Here is a 24,022-nt window from a genome sequence, read left to right as displayed (position 1 = left end):
TTCTGACGGCCGCTATTCTTTTGAGGCATTCGACTAAACACGTTTTAGAGCAGAAACGTGTAACCATTAAGGTTCGCTTTTGGCACATACACAACTGGCAGATTTGATTGAATCCTGTTAATCGAATCAGACAGTTCAAATTAAGACTTATTCAGCCGAATAGTCTCTTTTTTAATCATGAGCGTTTTTCCCCGCGATTTCTGCTCAATCTGGCTTTTACTTTTTCATCAGCACAGTACAATGTCGGCATTTAAGATGATGTGTATAAAAATATGACTCCCTCTGCTTTAGTTACGCTTGACCAACATGTTCGCCAAATCGATAGTTTTGGAGATGAAGTTTTTCGCTTGTTCCATGGTCGAGGGCAATGCTTTGAAGGGCTAGAGCAGATCACAATTGATTGGTTAAATGGACAGATTTTAATTTCTTTGTTTAAAGAGCATTCCGAAGATTTTCTATCAGCATTAACTTTACACGTTGAGCAATGGCTTCAATTAGAAATATGGCAAAATAATGTGCATAGTGTGTTACTGCATCACCGAAGTAGAGCGGGCGCACCAATGGACGTATTATTTGGTACGCTTGCGCATACTCAAGTTGTGACTGAAAATGGCTTAAAGTTTCTACTGGATTTAGGCCAAAAGCAAAATAATGGCTTGTTTCTCGATATGAAAAATGGTCGAAAATGGGTTATGGAGCATGCGCAGCAAAAAAATGTGTTGAACTTATTTGCGTATACTTGTGGCTTTTCGGTAGCGGCCATTGCGGGTGGCGCATCTCAAGTTGTAAATTTAGATATGGCAAAAGCGGCTCTGAGTAAAGGCAGAGAAAACCACCGACTTAATGAACATGATACCAATAAGGTTAAGTTTTTGGGCCATGATTTATTTAAATCATGGGGTAAGTTACGTAAGTTTGGACCCTATGACTTAGTCATTATTGACCCGCCCACCTTTCAAAAAGGGAGCTTTGCTTTAACTAAGGATTATAAAAAAATATTACGCCGGCTACCTGAGTTACTCCAGGATGGCGCACATGTTTTGGCTTGTGTGAATGACCCTAGTTTAGAGTCGCAATTTTTAATTGACGAAATGCAAGCGCAAGCACCTGATGTGCAATTTATTGAACGCTTGAAAAACCCTTCTGCTTTTGTAGATATTAATCCAGAGGGGGGATTGAAAAGCTTGTTATTTAACTACTCACAGAGCGATAGCGACATTCATCTCTAACTATGTGCAGAAGGGGTTATTGTCGGCCCCTTCATTACTATGTCCTGTTCCTAGTGCTTTCCTTGCAGGTAGTATGTGATGGAATAAGGAATTTGCCGGGTCTATAGGTGCCAGCCAAAGGTGCTTGTCACCCATTGTTGCTTTTATCGCTGCCCTTGCTGTATCGCCACCCTTGTTTTATCTCTGAACCTCTGTTCGTCAACCAATTAACGTTACTTTTAAAAAATACATAACACTTAGCCTATGTCAGACACTCGGCTATTAAGGGGTTATTCTAGGCACAACAAGGCATAGTTAATGACTTTGTATTGGAAATGTTCTGCTGATTAAGTTGTAAATTGATCTATTTATTCTAAAGTGTAAGAACAGTCATGTTAGTACGCTGTTTGCATGACACATTCAAAGTTAACAAGGACGCGTAAGCGTATTGAAGGAACACCATGCATAAGAGCGTAACTATGCTTGTTAGACAGTTATCGATCCCCTTTCTTTTGGTCATGCTTACTTTCGCATTGGTAGCATCGCTTTTCTTTTTTGAACAAAAAATTCAACGTGAAGCACAAGTAAACGTTAATGACTCTTTATCGGAGTTGCTAGAAAATAAAAAGCAGCATTTATCTGAGTACATTCAAAATAATAGTGATTTTTTATATTTTTTATTAGAAACACCGCCGATACAAGGGATCTCTAGAGCGCAACTGAATGGCAATATAGACCCTCTTGATGGCACGTCGCTGGCCTTATGGAAAGAGCGATTAAATACGACATTTCAATCCATGATGCATACCTACACTGACATTCGTCAGTTACGACTGATTGATAGTGGCACGGGGGATGAGCTAGTACGCGTTGACCGCTTTGGTGGTGTTGTAAAAGTGCAGCCCAAAGCAAAATTACAAAATAAGGCAAGTAAGGAGTATTTTTTAGAGACCCTTGAACTCAATGAGCGCAGTTTGTACGTATCTGAAATCGATTTAAATAAAGAAAGAGGAAAAATAGTACATCCTATTGAGCCGACCTTGCGCTTTGCTTTACCTGTATACAATGACGACAATGTTTTATTTTCAATTTTAGTATTAAACCTTAACGCAGACGTATTGCTTACGGATTTGTATAGCGATATCGACCCGGCGCTGCAATTGCTACTTTTGAATCAAAGCGGGCACTTTATTTATCATTCGAATACAACCATGCGTTTCACCAAAGATCTTAGTTCTGACATGACTTGGCAGGCGCTATATTCTCACGCTCCATGGTTATCTGGGGATTTACTTCTGACGACTTTGAACAAAGATGTTGAGCAACAATTCATTGTAAAAGAAGATTTTTTAAGAACGTCTTCCAGTGCGCAACATGGGCTGATAAAAATAGCCGCTACGATGCCAGTGGCCCAATATGCTGAAATTTTATTCGAGAAGCGTGTGAGCACCTATGGCTTACTCTTTGTCTTTAGCATTATTTTTATCACTGTGTTGGCCATTATTTGGTTTTATTTCAAAAGTTCACAAAAACTCATAGCGACTCAGTCTGAGTTTGCTGACATTATCGATGGTGCTGCGGGTGGGATAATTGGCTTTAATACAAAGTTACAAATAACCAGTTTTAACCGTGCTGCGCAAAGGTTTTTTCCTGAACTAAAGCGTAATATTGGTTTGGGTTATCATGCCTTAGAACATTATGTGTCGGACAATTATTTTACTGATACCTTAGAGTTAGTCAGTCAAAATCATACAGTTAAACCACTTGAGATCAGTTTGCCGCAAGAGGATGAAAGAGCCATTGCGTTGGAGCTAACCGTATCGCCAATACGTGGCAGCGATGCAAGCTCGCAAGGGTTTGCTTTATTTGTCACAGATATAACAGCGCAAAATAAAGCCAAAGAAAAAATCAAACATAACAATGCTTACTTAGAGCAACAAGTTGCTGAGCGCACCGCAGAGTTACAGAATGCTAAAAAGCGAGCGGAAGAGGCATCTAATATTAAGAGTTCTTTTATTTCTAGTATTAGCCATGAGATGCGCACACCATTAAATGGAATATTAGGTACGCTGAATCTGGTGAGCCGAGAGGCTGTATCGAAACAGCAGCAAAATTATTTAGGCATGATGAAGACCAGTGCTCAAACATTAACAAGCTTAATTAATGATATTCTCGATTTATCAAAAATAGAAGCGGGTAAATTAGAACTAGACTGTGAGTTGTTTGATCCAATCACGCTATTAGAGCATGTAACTTCCTCCATTGGCGTTAAAGCACACGAAAAGCGTTTGGATTATCAGCTTGATGCATTGGAGGTTGAATATTTAGGGTTATTTGGTGACTCAAGTCGACTTAAACAGGTTTTATATAATTTGCTCAGCAATGCAATTAAATTTACTGACAAAGGTGGTGTATATGTTGTTGCAAAAACGGTGACTGACAATGAACATATTTGGTTAGAAGTAAGTGTTCGCGATACCGGCGTGGGAATTTCAAAAAGTAATTATGACAAGTTATTCCAAGCATTTTCGCAAGAGTCAGCCAACGTGACGAGTCAATATGGCGGGACTGGGCTTGGGTTATCTATTTGCAAACAGCTGTGTAAACTTATGGGAGGCGACATTTCATTCTCATCAGTTAAAAGTCGAGGGAGTGAATTTACACTGCGATTGCCTTACCCGGTAAGCAGTGCGAAACCTTTGCATATTATGCCTGTGTTATCAGGGTCTAGAATATATATTGAAAGTCCCTCAAGTGAATTTTTTCAGTTGCTAGAAAAGCTGGTTGAGCGCTTTTCTGGTGAGTTAACAACCAAGATGGATGCAAAATATTGGCTTATTGATGCAGACAGTAGCCATTTAGACTTACATTTGCAGAGCGAAGAAGCGGAACAACGGTGTTGTATTTTTTATGATGCGCTTCAGGGGGAGCTGCCTAAAAATATACTTTGTAGCATTGCAAAGCCGATACGTTATTTAGATGTGCTTGCACTTATTAATCAAGAACAGACACACATTATGTTTGACTTGGTTGATGAAAATGAGCAACCGAACCAACACTCTGAGCAATATAGTGCTTTATCCGGAAAAATTGTGATGGTGGTAGATGATAACCAGATAAACTTAGAGGTAGCGAAGGGCATGCTGAGCTCGCAAGGTATCGACGTATTAACGGCGAAATCTGGGATAGACCTATTAGAGAAGCTCAACATTGCAGCTGAGCAATCGTTAGATATTATGGCAATCTTAATGGATTGTAATATGCCATTGATGGACGGTTATGAAGCAACTGAGGCGGTTCGAGCAGGCAAAGGGACAGAACACTATAAAGCGATCCCAATTATAGCGATGACTGCAGGGACTATGTCAGGAGAAAGAGAGCGCTGTTTCGCAATTGGAATGAATGACTATATTACCAAACCCGTAAATCCTGATAGTTTGTTTGGCACATTAATAAACTTCAGCTTAGTATCTGAATATAACGAGCTAGAAAATGATTCTGCGACGCTCTTGGCTGTACCTGAAGAAGAAAACTCTTTTAATATTGATGATGCATTAGATCGTATGCAAGGAGATCGCGCGTTATACGCGATGATCTGTGAGTTATTTATCGCGGATGCACCGAGCAAATTTACGGACTTGCATGCGTCGATTGAATCCACTGATCATGATAGAACAAAACACATTGCCCATGCTATTCGCGGCCAAGCCGGAGACATTGGTGCTGAAAAGCTTTATTCACTGGCTGCTGAATTGGAAGAATCTGCGTTAGCACAACAAGGTGTAACTCGATATACCTCTCTTTATAAAAAGATGGAAAAAGAGCTTGCCTATGTTAATGAGTGCATTAAAGACATGCAGCATGTCCAAGCAAGTTAGTCTTTCTTGATTGGACTATTTTGTTAATTTAGCGCCAATATTACAGCTGCGTATTATAGTCCATATATTGGGCTACCTTGGTGGCAACAGGCTTGCCAAATCGGGATTGAATAATGGATAAACTCATATCTATTCCAGCAGTAATACCCGCTGAACTAATAAAGTTATTGTCGATTACAAACCTTTTTTCTTTAATGACGTGGAGCTGTGGAAACTGAGTTTGTAAGGTTTGAATATCGTTCCAGTGAGTCGTAACTTGTTTACCGTCGATAATACCCGCTTGAGCATAAATAAATACCCCAGTGCATACAGAAGCACATTCTGGAGTATGCCTTGCTGTTTCTGCTAGCCAACGCAGTACCGTTGGGTTATTTATCACTTCTTTATATTGTCCGCCAGCGACGAGCAATAGATCAAATTTAGGGTGCCCATGAATACTGTAATGGGGGTTTACACTCAGTCCGCCTCTTGTTTTTACTGGGGAGTGAGTTGGGGCGACAAGACTGACATTGATATGTTGGTTGGTGAAACGATTTGCTGTGCAAAAAACGTCAAAAGGACCGCAAAAATCGAGTACTTCGACGTTATTATAAATAAAAATACCAATTTCCATTGCACTGGCCAGAGTGGTTTTTTACTAACTTGCACCAATCGCTCTTCAATTGCAACTGTGCTTTTTTAATTAAACGCACTATTTAGCTTTTTGCCGCGAATCAATTGCATGTTTTACCGCCCCGATTAAAATGAGCGAGTATATAAATAAGCATTCAAAAATTTAAAGAGACAACAATGATTAAAACAACAATGACTGCGCTCGGCTTTGCCGTTGTGGTTGCGTTAAGTGGGTGTACTTCTACCACTGAATTGACGCAAGCATCTAATATTCAGGTATCACAAGAAAATGTGCTACTACAGCCTTTTTCAGGGCCATTTCAAGGTGTACCACAATTCGATAAAATGAATTTGGCTGATTTAACACCTGCATTTGAAGCGGGGATTGCTGAGCACTTAGCTGATGTTGATAAAGTGGCTAACAACCCTGAGTCTGCCACATTTGAAAATACCATTGTTGAGTTAGAGCGTGCTGGCAAAAGTTTAGATCGTGTCTTTACGTACTATGGAATTTGGCGAAATAATAAATCATCAGAAGAATCGCGAGCATTAGCGAAAGAGTTGGCGCCAAAACTTTCGGTATTTTCATCTAAGGTGACACAAAATAGTAAATTGTTTGACCGAGTTAAAGCGGTTTACCAAAGTGAGGAATATAAAACGCTAACGCCAGAGCAACAACGAGTGACTTGGCTGACGTATAACAGCTTTGCGCGTAATGGGGCGACGTTGACAGGTGAAGCCAAGGCCCGCTATGCAGAAATTAATCAGCAATTGGCTACGCTACATACTAAATTTTCCAGCAATGTATTGGCTGATGAAGAAGGCTATGTGGTATTTTTAGATAAATCACAATTGTCAGGTTTACCTGAATCATTTATTGCGGGTGCCGCGTCGGCCGCAGCTGAACGAGGTAAAGCGGGTCAATTCGCAATTACCAACTCTCGTTCTTCAATGGATCCGTTTTTAACTTACTCGACTGAACGTGCGTTACGCGAGCAGGTTTGGAAAAACTATTATAACCGTGGTGGTAACGGTGACCAATATGATAATAATGCGACGATTAAACAGATTTTGACGCTACGTCATGAACGTGTTCAGCTTTTAGGTTATGAAAACTATGCTCAGTGGCGCCTTGAAGATCGTATGGCAAAATCTCCCGCGAATGCAAAAGCATTGATGGATAAAGTATGGCCTGCTGCCATTGCACGTGTAGAAGAAGAAGTTGCGGATATGCAGGCGATAGCAGATAAAGACGGTGCAAATATTACTATCGCACCATGGGATTATCGTTTTTATTCAGAGAAAGTTCGCAAAGATAAATACGACTTAGATTCGAATGAGATCAAACAGTATCTTCAGTTAGATAAACTACGAGAAGCGATGTTCTATGTTGCTAAACGGTTATTTAACTTTGAGTTTTCAGAGGTAACAGATGGTTCAGTGCCTGTTTACCATGATGATGTTCGCGTATGGGAAGTAAAAGACTCCGTAACAGGTAAGCACGTTGGTTTATGGTATTTAGACCCGTTTGCAAGAAAAGGAAAACGCTCTGGTGCCTGGGCTAATACGTTCCGTAGTTATACAACAATGGATGGTGAAACGAATGTTCTAAGCACCAATAACTCAAATTTTGTGAAAGGCCCAGAAGGTAAAGCGACGCTTATTTCTTGGTCGGATGCAGAGACTTACTTCCATGAATTTGGTCATGCATTACACTTCTTATCCGCTGATGTGGTTTACCCTCAATCACATACCGGTGTGCGTGATTATACAGAATTTCAGTCTCAGTTATTAGAGCGTTGGTTAACGACAGATGAGGTGATAAATCAATTTTTAGTTCACCATGAAACAGGTGAGGCAATTCCAAAGTCATTGGTTGATAAAATTAAAAAATCATCAACATTTAACCAGGGCTTTTCGACCACAGAATACATGGCTTCCGCAATGATGGATTTGTTGTATCACACTACTGATCCTGCCAAAATTGACCCTGCTAAGTTTGAAAAAGAGCAATTAACTAAATTAGGTATGCCAACAGAGTTAGTAATGCGTCACCGTAGTACGCACTTTGGTCATATCTTTTCAGGTGAAGGTTATGCGGCGGCATATTATGGCTATTTGTGGGCGGAAGTGCTGACTTCAGACGCCGCAGAAGCATTTGCTGATGCACCAGGTGGTTTTTATGACAAAGCACTTGCTGACAAATTAGTTGAACATTTATTCTCTGTGAGAAATGCGATGGATCCAGCACAAGCCTATCGCTTATTCCGTGGCAGAGATGCGGATGTAAGTGCATTAATGCGTGACAGAGGTTTTCCTGTAACAAAATAATGTAGTCACTGAAATGAACTCACTCGATAAAGAGTGAGTTCATTCTAGAGCTTTTGTAGATTTTCTCAGAAGTCATTGCCACTAAAGACAAATTTTAAACCCACCCCTCACGCTGTAAATATAAACACCTTATCGTGTTCATCAAAGCTGTGGCTGACGATTGCGACGATGAGTAATATACCGCAGAGCAAGACGTTTAGCGTGCCTTTTATGATGTCGCTTGTTTAAGGTTTAGCCTGCTAGGCGCTAAACTTCAGCGCTTAAACAAACACCGTGTATTTATTTCTCCCAGTGTCTTTTGCATTATATAATGCACTGTCAGCACGATGGAGTAACTGGGTTGTGTCGCAGTATTCACCTTCTGCCAGAAACGCAAGCCCCACACTTACAGTGACGACTTCAAGGGGTGAACCGCGGTTTTCAATACAGAGGTTCTTTACTGCTGCAACAAGTTGTTCTGCAATAATTTTAGCCCCTTCTTTGGCTGTATTAGGTAATAAAACGACGAATTCCTCACCACCATAACGAAATACGGTATCAATGGGGCGCTTCACTTGTTGTTTGAGCGCGGTAGCGACTTGCCTTAGTACATCATCGCCTTTTAAGTGACCATATTCATCGTTATATTTTTTGAAAAAGTCGATATCTAACATCATGGTGGCAAAAGGCTGTTGAAGTCGACTTGCTTGTTTAAGTAATCGTACAATTTCTAAGTCAAAAAAGCGACGATTATAGATGCCGGTCAGACCATCAACAAAAGAGTATTGTTTTAATAAGTCGGTTTGGCGTTTATATTTTAGGTGCGTTTTTACGCGATTTTGCAACGTTTTAGGAACGATTGGCTTGGGAACAAAGTCAACGGCACCCGCTTCCCAACACAGCTCTTGGTTTGCTTCACTGGTGTTCGAGGTGACGAAAATAACAGGGATCTCAGATAGCTCAGGAATACTTTGCATTTTTTTGCACGCTTCTATTCCAGACATCCCCTCTAGTACCCAGTCCATCAATACTAAATCGGGTTGAGCATCTCGACAAACGTCAATGGCTTGCTCGGCGGACTCTACCGCTGAGACCTTACATACTTGTTTTAAACTACTGAGCAGCAACTGTCGCATTAATGACGAGTCATCGACAACCAACACCCAACAGTCGTCCATTTTGTCTAAACCTTGAAACATAATCCTTTTGCACCTTTGTTGTGCGTTATGCACATGACGTAAATGTAAACTAAAACAGCAAAAAGATCACGCACGGGAAAGTGGTAAATACGGTTAATTTTATTCAGCTAAGTGCGAAAGTTACATTGCCATAAGGGGTAAAAATACTTTTAGAATGAAGTTGCAAATAAGCGCAACTTCATTCGTTATGATTTAATTGACAATTAAAGGAAGTAAGTTGAGCTGACTAGCCTGATTGTATTTGATGCCAGTCAGAGATAAAAAGCTGACTTTATTCGCCTGTGTATAGTGATGTTGAGAAGCGCCTTGTGTTAGTGCCTGATTTTCTGGTCCCATTTCGTTGGTAGTAAAAGCAAAGTTCATCATCCAATAGATCTCATGGCTTCTTTGTAAATGGTTATTACCTTGAAACTCGCCGTGTTGTAGCGGAATGTCCCAGCTTATTGTGGTTTGATATTTACCTGTTTGTGGGTGCATTGAATGCGTTAAAGTAAAAAACTGCGAGAGAAACGCTCTGGCATTTTGACGCGACGCGCCCAGTTCATAAAATGAATTATGGGGGTACCAAACACCAAAGTCGGTCGGAATGATATTTTTATGAGCCGTTAAATCTTCACGAAATAGCATGTTTACAACATGAGCATCTATCGTGAATTGCCCTTTAATTGGAAGCGCCAAATGCCACGAATGTTGATCGTGCACGTCTAAAAAATCTAATAGAGAGTAATCACAATTATGATATCGCTCTAGCGCGCAATAAATCATTTTATTATTGCGGTGAGGATCGTTGTGGTAATTACCGACCGTATCAGTAGGGTGCGTTACTGCGAGAGAATAGGGAGTGTTCTGGTCAGGCGTTAATCGTGTATTGATGAGGGAGTTCAGTGCTTGACGGTCGTAGTTATATATATTGGATGTTAAGTCGTTATTTGCATTAATAGTAAGCACTTCAATTTGTAAAGGTGAACTGCTGTTATCTAATCCTATGATGTCTTCTACAGGGATCATCACTTGCAGTGTTGTGCGCTCATTTTGCGTACCATATGTTGAAAATACACCAGAGCCACATATTGCATAATCTTCAGATATAAGTACATCAATGAACAGCATGTGTGCATTCATGCTTGCAGCACTCGCTTGTAAGTAAAGTGTGTCGTTTATTTCCAATATATCGAAGCCTAAAAATCGGGTTTGCTTATTAACAGGTAGTGGCTCATGCATATTTTCGTCAAACAACATATTTTTAGTTGAGGCGCTTTGTATATAGCTACCACATAGATTTTCTGTTGTTTCAATTGTTTGGGCATGAGCATAAGTGCACATTATTAATGCACATAGAAGCGCGATGACATCTATTTTTTTCATGATCTAATCCTTGTAGAAAAAGTTACGTTGCTGGCTTCGTGTTAAGTCAGCATGAACCAGAATACAGGATTAAGTATTGTTGTAAATATTATGTGAAATTTAGAGTTTTTTGTTTTTTCTTGATAGTGTGAGGAGCCGCGCTTTGGCAAAAGCGCGGCTGATAGCTATAGTGTGCTCGTGCCTGCAACTAGCTGAAACATCTTTTGAGGTTCAGGTGCAAGCAGTAACTCTTGAGTACTACTCACTTTAAAGGTCGAGACTTGCTGCAACAAATGTTGTGCTTGCTGCCGCATTAATTGTCCTGCTTGAGTAGATTGCTCTACCAGTTGCATATTCTTTTGCGTTAAATTGTCTAACTGAGCGACTGTAGATGATACCGCAGCAACGCCTTCTGACTGCTCTTGTCCTGCACGGGTTATATCCATAATCATACTGTTTACTTCTTGCACAACTTGAGTGAGTTCTGTAAATCGCTCTCCAGAGGTGGCAACGAGCTCACTGCCTTTTGCTACAGCTGAGCTACTGTCCTCGATTAAATGTTTGATTTCTTTGGCAGCAGATGCGCTACGCTGCGCAAGATTGCGCACCTCACTTGCCACCACAGCGAAGCCCCTACCCGCCTCCCCTGCTCTTGCGGCTTCAACAGATGCGTTCAGTGCAAGTAGATTTGTTTGAAAAGCAATTTCATTGATAACACCAATAATGTCTGAAATACGGTTGCTACATCCTTCAATATCCGACATGGCATTGACTGCATTGGAGACCGTTTGCTGACCTTGCGCTGCTTTACTCATTGCTTGATCTGCGTGCACAGAGACGTCTTCAGCACTTTTGGCATTTTGTTTTACTGTGGCAGTTAACTCTTCCATGGTTGAAGCTGTTTCCTCAAGGCTTGCGGCTTGTCGCTCTATGCGCTTGCTGAGCTCTTCGCTGTCTGTTGCAATGCTCTGTGAACCTTGATAAACATTGTTAGAGGTGTCTGTAATTTCATGCACCATACTATTTAAACTACGCGTCAGCCCATTCATTGCCTCTTTTAAAATATTAAACTCAGCACCAAGGTCGTTATCGATGTTGTGAGACAGGTGCCCTTCAGAGAGCGAGATAATGGCTTCTTTTATACAGCGCACGGCAAGTTTGCGTTGTGTAATGTCAGTGGCATATTTGACGACTTTAAAGGGGTTTCCGTTATTGTCTAAAATTGGGTTGTATGTGGCTTGGATCCAAACTTCTTTACCCCCTTTGCCCAGTCTTTTATATTCACCACTATCAAATTGCCCTAAGTTGAGCTTGTGCCAAAATTGATTATATTCATTACTTGCCGCATAGCCGGGTTCAGCAAATAAGCTATGGTGTTTCCCTTGGATTTCATCGAGGCGATAACCCATCGTGTTTAAAAAGTTATCATTGGCGTGTAAAATAATCCCATCCATACTGAACTCAATTACCGCTTGAGATTTGTTGATGGCACTGAGCTGACCTTCATAATTTGCACTTTGTTGTTTTTGCTCGGTTATGTCTGTCGCAAATTTGACTACTTTAACGGGTCGACCACTTGGGTCTAATATTGGGTTATAAGTCGCTTGGATCCAAACCTCTTTATTACCTTTACCTAATCGCTGGTATTCGCCAGAATGAAACTTGCCTTGCTGTAGTTTTTGCCAAAATTCTTTGTACTCATGGCTATTCGCATAATGTGCATCGGCAAAAAGCTGGTGGTGCTGCCCTTTGATTTCGTCAAGCGTGTAACCCATTACTTGCAAAAAGTTGTCATTTGCTGTGAGTATGGTGCCGTCCATATTAAACTCAATGACCGCTTGTGATTTGCCAATGGCTTGTAACTGGCCTTCATAGTTGGTGGATTGCTTTTTTTGCTCTGTGATATCGGATGCGTACTTGACTACTTTCACCGGGTTGCCATTGATATCAAATATTGGATTATACGACGCGTGTATCCATACTTCTCGGTGGCCTTTTGCTAAGCGCTTGTATTCACCAGAGCTGAATTCTCCAGCATTTAATTTAGCCCAAAACGTTTGGTACTCTACACTGGCTGCATAGTGCGGTTCAGCAAATAGGCTATGATGTTTGCCGACAAGTTCATTGAGCGAGTAACCCATCACGCTTAAAAAGTTGTCATTTGCTGAGATGATCGTCCCATCCATATTAAACTCTATGACTGCCAAAGACTTACTTATTGCATCGAGTTGGCCCTCATAGTCGGCAGCTTGTATTTTTGATTGGGTAATATCGGAGGCGTATTTGACGACTTTAAAAGGTTGATCATTGGTGTCAAAAATAGGGTTATAGGTTGCTTGGATCCAGACTTCTTTGGCATTTTTACCTACTCGTTTATATTCACCAGAATTAAACTCTCCTCTTTTTAGAGCGAGCCAAAAGTCTTTATATTCCTCACTTGCCGCGTATTCAGCATCAGCAAACATGCTATGATGCTGGCCAATAATCTCATGGCGTTCATAACCCATAGTCTTGAGAAAGTTATCATTTGCGAACAGAATAACCCCATTTAAATCAAACTCAATAATTGCTTGTGATTTACTGATCGCAGCGATTTGCCCAGAGTAATCCATATTTTGTGCTTTATGTTCACTGACATCGAATAACGTTAGAAGCGTATTTGCGCCCTCAGTTAACCCTTCAGCTTGATCAATGACGTCAACTGTAACCCATAAAATACGTTTGTTTTTGGTGTCGATTTTATAGTCAGTATTTGCTTCAATCGTAGCGTTACCTAGGCCTTTAAAGATACGATTGAGAGGTTGTCCAACTAACTCAGTTAATTGATAACCAATTTGGGATAAACAGTGTTGGCTAACATGTAATATCTTGCCACTACTCGATATTTCAAGTGTCGAAAGGTGTTGTTCAAATAGGTTAAGTTTGGATTGCATAGATGCTTTGGCTAGACGGTCAGTCCTTGATGTAAAAATCATAAGTTACCTAGTTGATAAACGAGTTATTTAATCAAAAAGATAGTCGAACATTTAAACTTCGTCACCACCGCGAGCAGGATATTTATTTGAAGATCATTTTTAATACCAGAAACATACTTGTACAGCCTTTATGACTTTTACCTTTAGTCCTTTATAACACCACTTACCTGGATCAGTACTCGTATTATTTATCCAAAATATGGCAAACATCCTACTACTCGCTTTACTGGTCAGCCCAGTCACTAACTTTATGAAACCACTGAATAATCACCATTTCTGGAACTAAAAAAGGTAAATAAAAACTAATACTAAAAAGTCATTTTTATTGTTTTTTGTAGAACAATAGGGTTTATTTTGATACTAATAATACAACTTTTGACATATTAAATAATTATAAACTAATACAAAGGATTGTTTTGCAAGCCGCACGGATCAGGAAAATTGCGACATGTCGTTTTTTGATTGCTAATTTAACCGTTCGGAGATGCTATGAGTTTGTATTCACCCTGTTCTTTTACGCCTTATGGAAGAAGTACACTATCAGTGACGGTATTGGTTACGCTGGTTTTACTGCTCGTCACTTTGCTGAGCTTTCCCAGTTATGCGACGACGATTATGTCGGGAGAACTGGCTAAACATCTCAAAGCGATTGACTATGGTAAAAAAGCAGACAATACCTGGGTCGCACCCAGCACAACAGAACAGCAGCAGTTTGAAGCGGTATTTGACGCATTTATTGCACAAGACTTTCCTCTTGCACAAGAACTAGCAACTCCTATTGGCTATATTGTTGCACAATTCTTTGATACCAACACACAATCCACCTATTATTTATTACAAGAACGTGCATCATTGCACAGTGTCGAATTTAAAGGCGGTGGTACCTATGTGTATAACCCCCTTGGGTTGAATGCCATATTACAGGCGCCGCATCCTAAAAGAGATACGTTTACGGGCACCCAAGCAATTGACGCTTTCTTATACACGCAAACTAGGCTACTGATGTTAGCAGGTACCCGTCGGGATAACAGCCATGCTCTAAGTACCTGTACCAATGGTCATTATGAGGCCAGTGATGTTGCGCATCAAACAGAATCATTTTTTAATGTAGCCCACAAGTATATGAGTGATTTTGATGATGCCTCTGTCTTTATCCAATATCATGGCTTTGGCAAGACAACGCTTGCTAAACTTCAAGCGCAGTGTGATGTGGATAACGATCTAATGCTAAATTTGAGTGAAAGTGTGCACTATAACACCGCTGACGCAGAGCATAGCATTTTACACTCGTTGCGCAGAGTCGTTGAAGACGAGGGGAAAATAGCGGCGTGTGTCTATGGGAACGACACTAAAAGTTTAGGAGGGACTTGGAATGTTCAAGCGCGCTATACCAATGGCTCGTCAAATATATGCTCAACGAGCTCCAGTGCTTCATCTAAACGCTTTATTCATTTAGAACAAAGCTATAATGTCCGCAAATATCACAGAGGATCCATGCAAAAGTATCTTAAGCAGGCGCTGGAAAATTACTTCCTTTAGTTAAGATTATGTTTTAAATGATGAATATATCAAACTTTTCGCTATCGTATTAAAAGGTTACAAATTTAAACGTATTTTACTTGTTACTCATGTGTATGTCGGTATAGTTTGACTCCACATTTAGAATGTTCCTAGAAACACTGAGTTGAGTGAATATATGCAATTAGTTGATTTAAACCCTGAAGATAGCCATGTTATTGAATTATTCTCAGAAATAGATCGATTAATGCATTCCCTTTACCCTGTTGCTAGCGCTCAATCATTAGAGCTTACAGAATTAAAACAACCAAACGTACATGCTATTGGCCTTATGAACGAAGATGGTATTGTGGCGTGTGGTGCGATTGTTAAACAGTTCGACAATACGCTTTATGGTGAACTAAAGCGTTTATATGTAAAACCTACATACCGTGGTAAAGGTTTATCAAGACGTATTATGCAAACCTTATTGCATTATGCTGGTGAAGCACAAATCCCATTGATGCGCTTGGAAACGGGTAATAAGCAGTCAGAAGCAATCAATTTATATGAAAGCCTCGGTTTTGCACGATGTGAACGCTTTGGTTTATACCGTGAGAACCCATTAAGCGTATTTATGGAGCTGCCACTAAATTCTTAAGTGGCTAAAGTAGGGGTTTGGGGTTAGAACATCCACGTTAACAATTGTATTGAGTTCAATCAGTTGTTTTCGCTCAGCATCTTTAATACATAAACATTGCTGCTTTTTTTCGTTATAAACCGTATTGATAGCGATCCCATGATGTTCTGTGCCTTTTTTGGTGCATACTTTTAGGGTGTAATGGTATAAGCAGGCAATTTCAATATAGTCATGTTGGCTACAATTCATTTTGGTTATTCTCCATAGGGTTTTTACGTGACTTATTTGCGTTGACACTTCTTAATCTTCCTTTATACAAGACCGCTTTATCGTATATTTCATTTCAATTACACAGATGCCTTTCATGATGCTAGATATAAGCTACACTCACTATTTACGAGCACTTGTTGCAAGTTTATATTTTTAGGTAAGGAGACCCAATGCGTATTCTCGTTGTTGATGATATGGCTTCTATGAGGCATGTGATGATAAATATGCTACGACACGTTGGGTTTGATGATATTGATGAAGCGGTTGATGGTTATCAAGCGATGGTGTTATTAAAAAGCAGGCCTTACGATTTAGTTATCTCAGATTTGAATATGCCGAAAATTGATGGCTTACAGCTACTCCAAGCAATTCGTCAAGACCGTATACTTGCGAAAACGCCTTTGCTTATGGTGACAGGCGAGAATGAAAAAGAAAAAGTACAACAAGCACTGCTTGCAAAGGTGAGTGGGTTTGTTATTAAGCCTTTTAATATGAACACCTTAGAGAAGCAACTTACCAGGTTACATTTACTTGAATAAGTGTAAAGGCCCTTTACAAGTTTAGATATTGTCGGGGGGTCAGCCCCAGAACAGTTTTAAACTCTTTAATAAGGTGCGCTTGGTCACTCAGCTTTAAATGTAAAATCACGTCATAAATATCATAGTCTTTATTATCCAGCAGTTTTATCGCGTAAATACATCGTTGTTTTCGCAACAGCCATTTTGGTGTTAAACCAATATGTGCTGTACATAATCTTTGTAGTGTCCGCACTGACAACTGGGCTAAATTGGCCCAGCTTTGCACGGTATCAATCTCTGGGTTATTTAATAAGGTTTGCCATGCATGATTTACTTTTTTAATTTGTGAGCTGGCCGGTGGTAAGTCATGAAATAACTGATTTAATATGCAAATACTGGCTTTGTGATTTTTAGGTACTAAACTTTTCTCTTTCTTTAAAGGTAATAGTACACCGTTACTAATGAAATGAAGGTTTTTTAGCGCGTTGTGGTCGCATGGTAAATATCTATTGAGTGCGCCAACTTTAAATTTAACACCAATAATAGCGTGCTCACCTGCTAGAGGTGTTTCATATGCTTGGGTCATTACGCCGGTGTAATAGGTGCTTAAATGGTCAAACACCAAGTGCATATTTGGGCTCGGTAAATTTCTTTGTATATGCGTGGTTGTGCCCTGTAGATCCCAATCAGCAAACCAATAGCAGTCTATAATAGAATCAAGGTGTTCTGCTGGTTGGTAGATATTGAGATTGTAATATTGTGCATTTTTTGATGGGTGAAATACACCGGAAGCATTGGCTAGATGAGTATGAGTTTGTCGCATTTATACAATTCCCCGAGCTGTGAATAAAGTAATTTTGTCATATTGATTCGAAGAAAGGAAAGGCGATGTCTAAGTTTACCATTGAGAGCTGGCAAGAAAGTGATGTTATGAAGGGTAAAAACACCCAAGCGTCAATTCGAAGTGCTGTAATTAAAAAGCACTATGTTGGTGTGTTACAAGGAACTTCTATAACACATTATAGTTTGTGTTATTTACCTAATGGGTCTGCAACTTTTACGGGTATTGAGGTTTTCACTGGCCAGTATCAAGCCTGTGAAGGGAGTATCTCGCTGTTACATGAGGGTTTATTTGAACGCGGAGAAGCTAAAGGAACATTGTCGATTATAGAAGGCAGTGGCACTGAGCAATTAAAAACTATATCAGGCACAGCCCACTTTTGCGCGGGAGAACAAAAGGAGCATGAATTACATACTCACTTTTCATTATAAGATAGGATTATTTGGGCGAATATGATTGATTTTGATTTTGATTTTGATTTTGCTTTTGCATAAAAATTGTAACCTCTGCCATTGTGATACCGAACTTGCGGATATAAGAGCGGTTTACAATGGTATTTTCATCAAAGGCCCACATCCAATCATCAAAATGTACGTTATATGTCGTATCGTCGACAGGTAGCTCCATATCATAGCTCCATTGCATGGCGTTTCCATACACTGTGCCTGTGGCTTCATTGAGTATATCGGGCGCAGTGCCTCGGTATTGGTTAATTCCGGTTTCGTTTATCGTCCATACTCTTGATGTTACACCCTCGCCTAAACCATAGCTAAATGTCTCATCTAATGTCAGTACATTGTTCGCATCAACTGAGCCGGCAATATTTACTTTAAATCTTTGTACCAGTTCGCCTGAGCGGTTTTGTACAATACCCCATGCTTTAACATTGCCGTTAAAAAAATCATATGGGTCAAACGAAGGCGTGATGTCTTTGTAAGCTTCACCTTGAATAGTCACGCCACAACCGCTCACTGCGGTACATATAGCTATAGCGAATAATGTGTTTTTCATGATTTATCCTGTATGGCGAGTAATTCTTTGCGCATTTCTGGTTCTGATGTTTTGTCGCTTAACCAAATATCAAAAAAGTGTTTGGTAAAACTTGGATCGGTAATTTTCCCTAGCAATTTACTTTCGCTATAGAAAACACTTTCACCCGCTTTATTTCTGACTCCGAGTAATTGCGTACCGTTGTTTACATTGGGGAATATACGTTTCATGTTGGCAAGCCATAGGGCTAACTTTATTTCATCAGTAAAGCCCTGCTTTCGCATCTCTTCGACAGATCGTTGGGCGATATCTTCCCCCTCTAAATCCCGTAAGTATTCGAGTTTCAGTACAAAAGGGCTATCAGCACTGTAGTTACCATTGGGCGCATATAAAGTTGCATCATATACATCCCAAAAAAGGTATGTCATGCGACTTGTTTCACCAACTTTTACTGGGTTGCTAACTAAATTGTCTATTGTGTTTGCGTGTGCAGCACCTATGTGACTCGATAATAAAATGATAAACGCCATAACCTTCATGATGGTTTCTCCTTATGTTGTGTTTATATAACAACATACGTACAGACTATCTAAGTTAGTTCACTTCTTCATAATAAGTCGTATTAAATATTTTCTGTAATATACCGCTGAACCAAATTATTTTTGGATCTTGTTGTCGAGTTTTATGTGAATACAGTTTGAGTTTGTAGTCTGGTATTGTAATCGGCGGTTGATGTATCTTTAAAGCAAGCTTGTCTGAAACGTATTGTGCATATTTTCGTGGTAAGGTCAGGATCCAGTGTGTATCGATCAGCATAAAAGGTGCACTTAAGCCAAATGGCGTTGTCAGGGCGATGTCACGTAACACTTTACGTTTAATCAATGCTTTATCAACGACTCCCCTCCCTTCGTTCCAAGGTGCAATTAATATGTGTTGGTAGCTGATAAAGTCTTCTATCGAGAGTGCAGTTTTAAAAGCTAATGGATGCTGCTTAGACGTAAGTGTGACGTAGCTATCAGTGAGCCAAGTTAAGCCAAATATACTTTGAGATTGCTCAGCTTGATGTGAAAAGCCGCAGGCAAAATCAATCTGGCCTGTTTTTAATTTTTCTTCTGGAATACGCTGCTCAAGTGTTATCAGGCGAATAGCAATGCGAGGATGGTGTTGGTGCATATATTCTATCAGGGGCTTTAGGCACCAAGCTGTATAGTCGGTTGCGGCAATAGTATAGGTTGTATCAGTATCAGGATTGAATTGCTCTCTCGGTTGTAAGCCTACTTGTAACAGTTCCATAGCAGGTAATATTTTGGCTGCTAATTGCTCTGAAAACTGTGTAGGTATCATTTTATTGTCGATACGAATGAATAAGTCGTTATCTAATTTATGCCTCAATCTAGTCAGTGCGTGGCTGCAAGCTGATTGACTGATATTGAGTGCATCGGCAGTTTCGCTTACAGAACCATTTTGATAAAGCACAGTAAACAATTTGAGTAAGTTTAAATCTATATTTAACATATTATGCATTATATTCATTCACTCAGTGCAATATATGCACTTAATACATGTGGGGATTTAGCATACACTGAGTACTGTGAATTTAAAAAGGAAAAACGACAATGACAATTGAAATACGCGCTGCTGTTAAATCCGATGCGGTTACTATTCTGCATTTTATAAATGAGTTAGCTGTTTATGAAAAAGAGCCTGACGCTGTATTTAATACAGTGGCAGATATAGAAAATAAACTATTTGGTGATGATGTTCGTGCGCATGCTTTGATCTGCGAAGAGCGAGGTGAAGCCATTGGGTTTGCGGTGTACTTTTTTAATTACTCTACTTGGCTAGGCAAATATGGCCTGTATTTAGAAGATCTTTATGTTTCTCAAAATAAAAGAGGTAATGGCGCTGGTAAAGCGATTATGAAGCACTTGGCGCGGCTGGCAATAGACAAAGATTGTGGGCGGTTTGAATGGGTTGTGCTAGATTGGAATCAACCTGCAATTGATTTTTATCATAGCATTGGTGCTAAACAGCAGAATGAATGGATCATAAATCGATTATCCGGTGATGAATTGCTTGCGTTCGCTTCAAAGTAAGCTTTTAAGCGGTATGAGCTGTCATCACGGAGACAATTTTTTTTGCGATGCCTCATATCGCTTTGGATTTAACTGATGGGTATCTTCCCTTCGGATCAAAAAGCTACATATACTCCCAACCACGATAAATATACCGTACATGGAGCCAATATAAACCCAATCGCTTTGCTCAATCAACAACATAAATCGTGTTCCATCATTAACGATGAAAACATTCATAAGTGCAATTAGAAAGACGGTTCGATAGTAAAAGTAGTGCCCTAAATGGCTGGCGAAGGCTCCTATCAATAACGAAAATAAACAAATATAGAAACCAATCACAGATAATGCACCGGTTTGGTAGCTTGGAAATAATGCAACGATGCTGAGGGCTATAGCCGCCCAACCAGTAATTCTATACAGCATATTCAAGTCCTTTGAAAATGTTAATGTGTTAGTACCTAAGTTAGAGTGAATTATGCGTAACAAATCCAAATTACGCAATGAGATCCCTGTAATTATTTAATTTTTGTTATAATTTTGTTTGTGTTAGTTTGCAAAATAGGTATAACGTCTTGCTCAAACCAGCTATTTTTCTGTAACCAGTGTCGGTTTCTTGGGCTCGGGTGTGGTAAAGCTATTATGTTTGGTAACTGCGTTTGCCACTGCTTAGTTTGTTCTGTGACGCTTGTAAAGTTTGCAAAATGATATTGTTGTGCATATTGCCCTATGACAAGTGTTAGTTCGACTTTATTGAAATACTGCAATAATGTTTTACGCCATTTTTGTGCACATATCGGAGGTGGTGGCAGATCACCGCTTTTTCCCTTGCCAGGGTAACAAAATGCCATGGGTACAATGGCGAATATATTTGGGTTATAGAATACGTCACTGGTGACATTTAACCATGACCTGAGCCTCACACCACTGGCATCATTAAACGGTTTATTTGTAAGGTGTACAGTTTTACTGGGTGCTTGCCCTGCAATGAGGATACGCGCGTTCTTGTTTCCTTGAATGGTTGGGTTCGCGCCTAAAGGTAAGTGGTCATGACATATTTTGCACTGTTTAATTTCATCTAAAATTGTCACACTAATCGACCGCTTCCTTCATATAACGAGCTTTAAAGTATACTTCTTTTTTCGTATCTGAACGAGATTTACGTCATTAATAGGTACATATTGGTTATTCATTTCCTTTTGCCTCATTTATATACAAATACAAATGAGAATGACTATCTTTTTTGTGTCTAATTTAGCATAATTTATTTTTCTGTATTTTATCCCCTAGGGTTTTATCGTGGTTATATCCCATATCGGTACTTGGTTTAAAAGTGCTCAGTTCTTAGTGTGTTCGCGTTTTTTCGCTGCCATTGTTGGTGGCTATGTTTTTTCTGCGATTGCGGTCTCTTTACTTGCGGCTGTGGTGCCATTACCAAAAACGGATTCTGTATTACTTGCCGTTAGTTTGAGTATTTTAGTTTATGTATGTGTATTTATTTGGGTATTCAGTGTGCGAACGCTACGAAAAGTATATGGGGTCTTAATATTATTAGGTACATGTCAGGCTTTATTGCTTGCATTCATTAAAGGTTGGTTATGAAAGATAGCTTTTTTCGTTCAATGACATGGTTACATACTTGGACAGGTCTTTTAGTATGTTGGTTGTTATTTCTTATTTTTTTCGCAGGTACCCTGAGTTTTTTTCGTCATGAAATTACGCTGTGGTCACAGCCTGCTATTCACGATGTAGCGCCACAAGAAAATCGAGTGTTGTCGCAACAGAGTCAAATTACCTCAGCGTTACAGCATTTAGAGGCTAACGCAGCGGATGCTGAAACTTGGTGGGTTGGTTTACCCACTGAACGTAGTCGCGCAATTGAAGTGTCGTATCAAGACAAAGGAAAAGAGGGGGAGCGCGGTCAATGGCACGATCAGTTTATGGATCCAAACACTGAGGAAACGCTAAACGAATATAGAGATAGCAAAGGTGGGTTATTCTTTTATCGACTCCACTTTGATTTACACTATATGGACCGCACTATTGCACGTTGGCTAGTATCTTTTGCTAGTTTATTTATGCTGATTGGCTTGATTTCAGGCGTCGTGATCCATAAACGCATTTTTAAAGATATGTTTCAGTTTAGAAAAGGAAAAGGTGTACGTACTTGGTTAGATGCACATAACCTGTCATCTGTATTGGCGTTGCCATTTCATATTATGATCACCTATACCGGTTTAGTCACTTTGATTTTCATGTTATTTCCCTACCCAGCGATGACGCAATATGAGGAGGGGAGAAAAGCTTTCTTTGCCGATCTAAACCCCGCAAGGCAGCACGTTGATATCACTGGGAATCGGGTTGAAATGTTACCTATGAAACAACTTGTAGATCAGTTTTATACTAACTGGCCAAACATAGATGTAAAGCGGGTTATTGTCGATCACCCGTCAGATGAAACTGCACAGCTTAAATTTTATGCTAATACGGGAACTAAAGTACAAGATGAAATGCCCGTATGGATATATAACACAGTCACGGGTGAGCTCGTGATGACGGCAAATACAGAGTTGAGTGCCAGTGAAACGTTATATGATGGCATGATAGCGTTACATACGGGACGTTTAGCATTACCCGGCCTGCGGTGGTTATTCTTTGTGTGTGGTATTGCTGGGTGCGTCATGATAGGCAGTGGCGCTGTTATGTGGGCGAAGCGTATTCGTGAACGTATGAAGGCAGATCAAACAGCAAGCTTTGGGCTCAGACTGGTAGAAGGCCTTAATTTGGCAACCATTATGGGCTTGCCAGTCGCGACGGCGGCATTTTTCTTTGCTAATCGCTTATTACCGGATAGTTTTACAGGTCGTGCTGAGGCTGAAATCCACCTTTTCTTTTTAGGATGGCTGGGTGTAGCGCTCATGGCTTTATACAAAGCGGGCACTGCCCAATGGCGTCAGTTAGCACAGTTTAATGCCGTATTATGGCTTTTATTACCTCTTTGTAATGCATTTACAACACAGGGGAATTTAGTAAGTTATATAGTAAAGCAGCAGTGGGTTTTAGCTGGGTTTGATATATTGTGTTTAATCACTGCCGCTGTGTTTTATATTCAAAGCCGTAAATTGGCGAACAAAGAAGCTGCAACTCCTGCAACTAGTAGAACATTAAAGGGGCAAGTGGTATGACGCAGCTCCTTGCATTTTTGCTTTGCTTTACCGGTTTTACAGGCTTTGCGTTGGCTAAAAGTAGTCATTACAGAGCCGTATTCGCTGTACGAATTGATACAAAGTCGAGCCGTCATATACTGATAATGTCGTGGGTTTGTTTATTAGCCAGTGCGGTGGTGAGCATGTGGCACCAATTTGGTTATGGCAGCGTATTATTCTGTGGCTATATGGCCGTCTCTGTGATGTGTTTGGCGTTAGTACTAAGTTATCAACCGGCAAAGCTGAGATCACTTATTTACGTACTTCCGGCATTATTAATCATAACAAGTATCTTAATGCTAATTTAATGACCTATTTATTAGCGTTTAAGCTTTAGTTTACGATTAAATAGGTAGTCACCCCCTTAGAGATCACGATATTACTAACATAACTTAGTAATATCGTGATCTCTATGACGCTTTTTCTCCTTCTAGTTAATAAAAATCTGATCTCAGCATG

22 protein-coding genes are annotated in these 24,022 nt (G+C 40.0%); 11 read left to right on the top strand and 11 right to left on the bottom strand.

Annotation, left to right across the window (positions count from 1 at the left end; genetic code table 11):
* Positions 1-272: 272 nt before the first annotated feature.
* Entirely contained in the window at positions 273-1,229 is a 957-nt protein-coding gene (locus BGP78_RS07840) for a class I SAM-dependent methyltransferase (RefSeq protein ID WP_119860879.1), read from the top strand.
* A 440-nt stretch (positions 1,230-1,669) separates the two neighbouring features.
* The gene (locus BGP78_RS07835) at positions 1,670-5,086 is read left to right on the top strand and encodes an ATP-binding protein (protein ID WP_119860878.1); all 3,417 of its coding nucleotides are present in this window, start codon (positions 1,670-1,672) and stop codon (positions 5,084-5,086) included.
* Positions 5,087-5,126: 40 nt separating this feature from the next.
* On the opposite strand, the gene BGP78_RS07830 is transcribed toward BGP78_RS07835, so the two are convergent.
* Entirely contained in the window at positions 5,127-5,699 is a 573-nt protein-coding gene (locus BGP78_RS07830) for a DJ-1/PfpI family protein (protein WP_119860877.1), read from the bottom strand.
* 176 nt (positions 5,700-5,875) lie between these two features.
* Between BGP78_RS07830 and BGP78_RS07825 the strand changes: the two genes are divergently transcribed.
* The gene (locus BGP78_RS07825; protein ID WP_119860876.1) at positions 5,876-8,029 is read left to right on the top strand and encodes a M3 family metallopeptidase; all 2,154 of its coding nucleotides are present in this window, start codon (positions 5,876-5,878) and stop codon (positions 8,027-8,029) included.
* 260 nt (positions 8,030-8,289) lie between these two features.
* On the opposite strand, the gene BGP78_RS07820 is transcribed toward BGP78_RS07825, so the two are convergent.
* The 3 genes from BGP78_RS07820 to BGP78_RS07810 form a co-directional block, all read right to left on the bottom strand.
* Positions 8,290-9,207 (bottom strand): diguanylate cyclase, encoded by a 918-nt coding sequence (locus BGP78_RS07820; RefSeq protein WP_119860875.1) that lies wholly within the window; start codon positions 9,205-9,207, stop codon positions 8,290-8,292.
* A 192-nt stretch (positions 9,208-9,399) separates the two neighbouring features.
* Positions 9,400-10,572 carry a hypothetical protein gene (locus tag BGP78_RS07815; RefSeq protein ID WP_119860874.1) on the bottom strand — a complete coding sequence of 391 codons (1,173 nt, stop codon included), beginning with the start codon at positions 10,570-10,572 and terminating at the stop codon, positions 9,400-9,402.
* 164 nt (positions 10,573-10,736) lie between these two features.
* On the bottom strand, positions 10,737-13,526 hold the full coding sequence (locus BGP78_RS07810) for a methyl-accepting chemotaxis protein (protein ID WP_119860873.1): 2,790 nt from the start codon (positions 13,524-13,526) through the stop codon (positions 10,737-10,739).
* A 489-nt stretch (positions 13,527-14,015) separates the two neighbouring features.
* Between BGP78_RS07810 and BGP78_RS07805 the strand changes: the two genes are divergently transcribed.
* Together BGP78_RS07805 and BGP78_RS07800 are read left to right on the top strand one after the other, a co-directional pair.
* Positions 14,016-15,065, top strand: a complete 1,050-nt coding sequence (locus BGP78_RS07805; protein WP_119860872.1) for a hypothetical protein — start codon at positions 14,016-14,018, stop codon at positions 15,063-15,065.
* Positions 15,066-15,222: 157 nt separating this feature from the next.
* Positions 15,223-15,684, top strand: a complete 462-nt coding sequence (locus BGP78_RS07800; protein ID WP_119860871.1) for a GNAT family N-acetyltransferase — start codon at positions 15,223-15,225, stop codon at positions 15,682-15,684.
* On the opposite strand, the gene BGP78_RS07795 is transcribed toward BGP78_RS07800, so the two are convergent.
* The gene (locus BGP78_RS07795) at positions 15,673-15,960 is read right to left on the bottom strand and encodes a Rho-binding antiterminator (protein WP_138637168.1); all 288 of its coding nucleotides are present in this window, start codon (positions 15,958-15,960) and stop codon (positions 15,673-15,675) included. The genes BGP78_RS07800 and BGP78_RS07795 overlap by 12 nt on opposite strands.
* A gap of 143 nt (positions 15,961-16,103) precedes the next feature.
* On the opposite strand from BGP78_RS07795, the gene BGP78_RS07790 reads away from it, so the two are divergent.
* Entirely contained in the window at positions 16,104-16,472 is a 369-nt protein-coding gene (locus tag BGP78_RS07790) for a response regulator (protein WP_119860869.1), read from the top strand.
* A gap of 13 nt (positions 16,473-16,485) precedes the next feature.
* Here BGP78_RS07790 and BGP78_RS07785 read toward each other — a convergent pair whose 3' ends face one another.
* Positions 16,486-17,274 (bottom strand): helix-turn-helix domain-containing protein, encoded by a 789-nt coding sequence (locus tag BGP78_RS07785; protein WP_119860868.1) that lies wholly within the window; start codon positions 17,272-17,274, stop codon positions 16,486-16,488.
* A 65-nt stretch (positions 17,275-17,339) separates the two neighbouring features.
* Between BGP78_RS07785 and BGP78_RS07780 the strand changes: the two genes are divergently transcribed.
* Positions 17,340-17,723 (top strand): DUF3224 domain-containing protein, encoded by a 384-nt coding sequence (locus BGP78_RS07780; protein WP_119860867.1) that lies wholly within the window; start codon positions 17,340-17,342, stop codon positions 17,721-17,723.
* Positions 17,724-17,730: 7 nt separating this feature from the next.
* Here the strand turns inward: BGP78_RS07780 and BGP78_RS07775 are convergent, their stop codons facing one another.
* Genes BGP78_RS07775 through BGP78_RS07765 form a run of 3 tightly spaced genes read right to left on the bottom strand, consistent with a single transcriptional unit; the run spans position 17,731 to position 19,806 of the window.
* A complete protein-coding gene (locus BGP78_RS07775; RefSeq protein ID WP_119860866.1) occupies positions 17,731-18,303 on the bottom strand; it encodes a DUF3833 domain-containing protein in 573 nt (190 codons plus the stop codon).
* Complete coding sequence (locus BGP78_RS07770) at positions 18,300-18,821, bottom strand: chalcone isomerase family protein (protein WP_119860865.1); 522 nt, start codon at positions 18,819-18,821, stop codon at positions 18,300-18,302. Before BGP78_RS07770 ends, BGP78_RS07775 begins: the two co-directional genes overlap by 4 nt.
* A gap of 55 nt (positions 18,822-18,876) precedes the next feature.
* Positions 18,877-19,806: a LysR family transcriptional regulator gene (locus tag BGP78_RS07765; protein ID WP_119860864.1), complete on the bottom strand. Its 930-nt coding sequence runs from the start codon at positions 19,804-19,806 to the stop codon at positions 18,877-18,879.
* Positions 19,807-19,898: 92 nt separating this feature from the next.
* Between BGP78_RS07765 and BGP78_RS07760 the strand changes: the two genes are divergently transcribed.
* A complete protein-coding gene (locus BGP78_RS07760; RefSeq protein ID WP_119860863.1) occupies positions 19,899-20,378 on the top strand; it encodes a GNAT family N-acetyltransferase in 480 nt (159 codons plus the stop codon).
* Between the two features lie 24 nt (positions 20,379-20,402).
* Here BGP78_RS07760 and BGP78_RS07755 read toward each other — a convergent pair whose 3' ends face one another.
* Together BGP78_RS07755 and BGP78_RS07750 are read right to left on the bottom strand one after the other, a co-directional pair.
* Positions 20,403-20,783 carry a hypothetical protein gene (locus BGP78_RS07755; RefSeq protein ID WP_119860862.1) on the bottom strand — a complete coding sequence of 127 codons (381 nt, stop codon included), beginning with the start codon at positions 20,781-20,783 and terminating at the stop codon, positions 20,403-20,405.
* A 92-nt stretch (positions 20,784-20,875) separates the two neighbouring features.
* Positions 20,876-21,448: a uracil-DNA glycosylase family protein gene (locus tag BGP78_RS07750; RefSeq protein WP_119860861.1), complete on the bottom strand. Its 573-nt coding sequence runs from the start codon at positions 21,446-21,448 to the stop codon at positions 20,876-20,878.
* Positions 21,449-21,656: 208 nt separating this feature from the next.
* Here BGP78_RS07750 and BGP78_RS07745 point away from each other — a divergent pair, with 208 nt between their 5' ends.
* From BGP78_RS07745 to BGP78_RS07735, 3 genes are read left to right on the top strand one after another with little or no spacing between them, the layout of a single operon-like run.
* Positions 21,657-21,959, top strand: coding sequence for a hypothetical protein (locus tag BGP78_RS07745; protein WP_119860860.1), 303 nt, complete (start codon positions 21,657-21,659; stop codon positions 21,957-21,959).
* Positions 21,956-23,542 (top strand): PepSY domain-containing protein, encoded by a 1,587-nt coding sequence (locus BGP78_RS07740; protein WP_119860859.1) that lies wholly within the window; start codon positions 21,956-21,958, stop codon positions 23,540-23,542. The genes BGP78_RS07745 and BGP78_RS07740 overlap by 4 nt, the downstream gene beginning before the upstream one ends.
* Entirely contained in the window at positions 23,539-23,871 is a 333-nt protein-coding gene (locus BGP78_RS07735; RefSeq protein ID WP_119860858.1) for a DUF3325 domain-containing protein, read from the top strand. The genes BGP78_RS07740 and BGP78_RS07735 overlap by 4 nt, the downstream gene beginning before the upstream one ends.
* The last annotated feature ends 151 nt before the right edge of the window (positions 23,872-24,022 follow it).

Source organism: Pseudoalteromonas sp. MSK9-3 (genome assembly GCF_003590335.1).
Taxonomy (GTDB): Bacteria; Pseudomonadota; Gammaproteobacteria; order Enterobacterales; family Alteromonadaceae; genus Pseudoalteromonas.
This window is presented reverse-complemented; position numbering and strand designations above follow the sequence as displayed.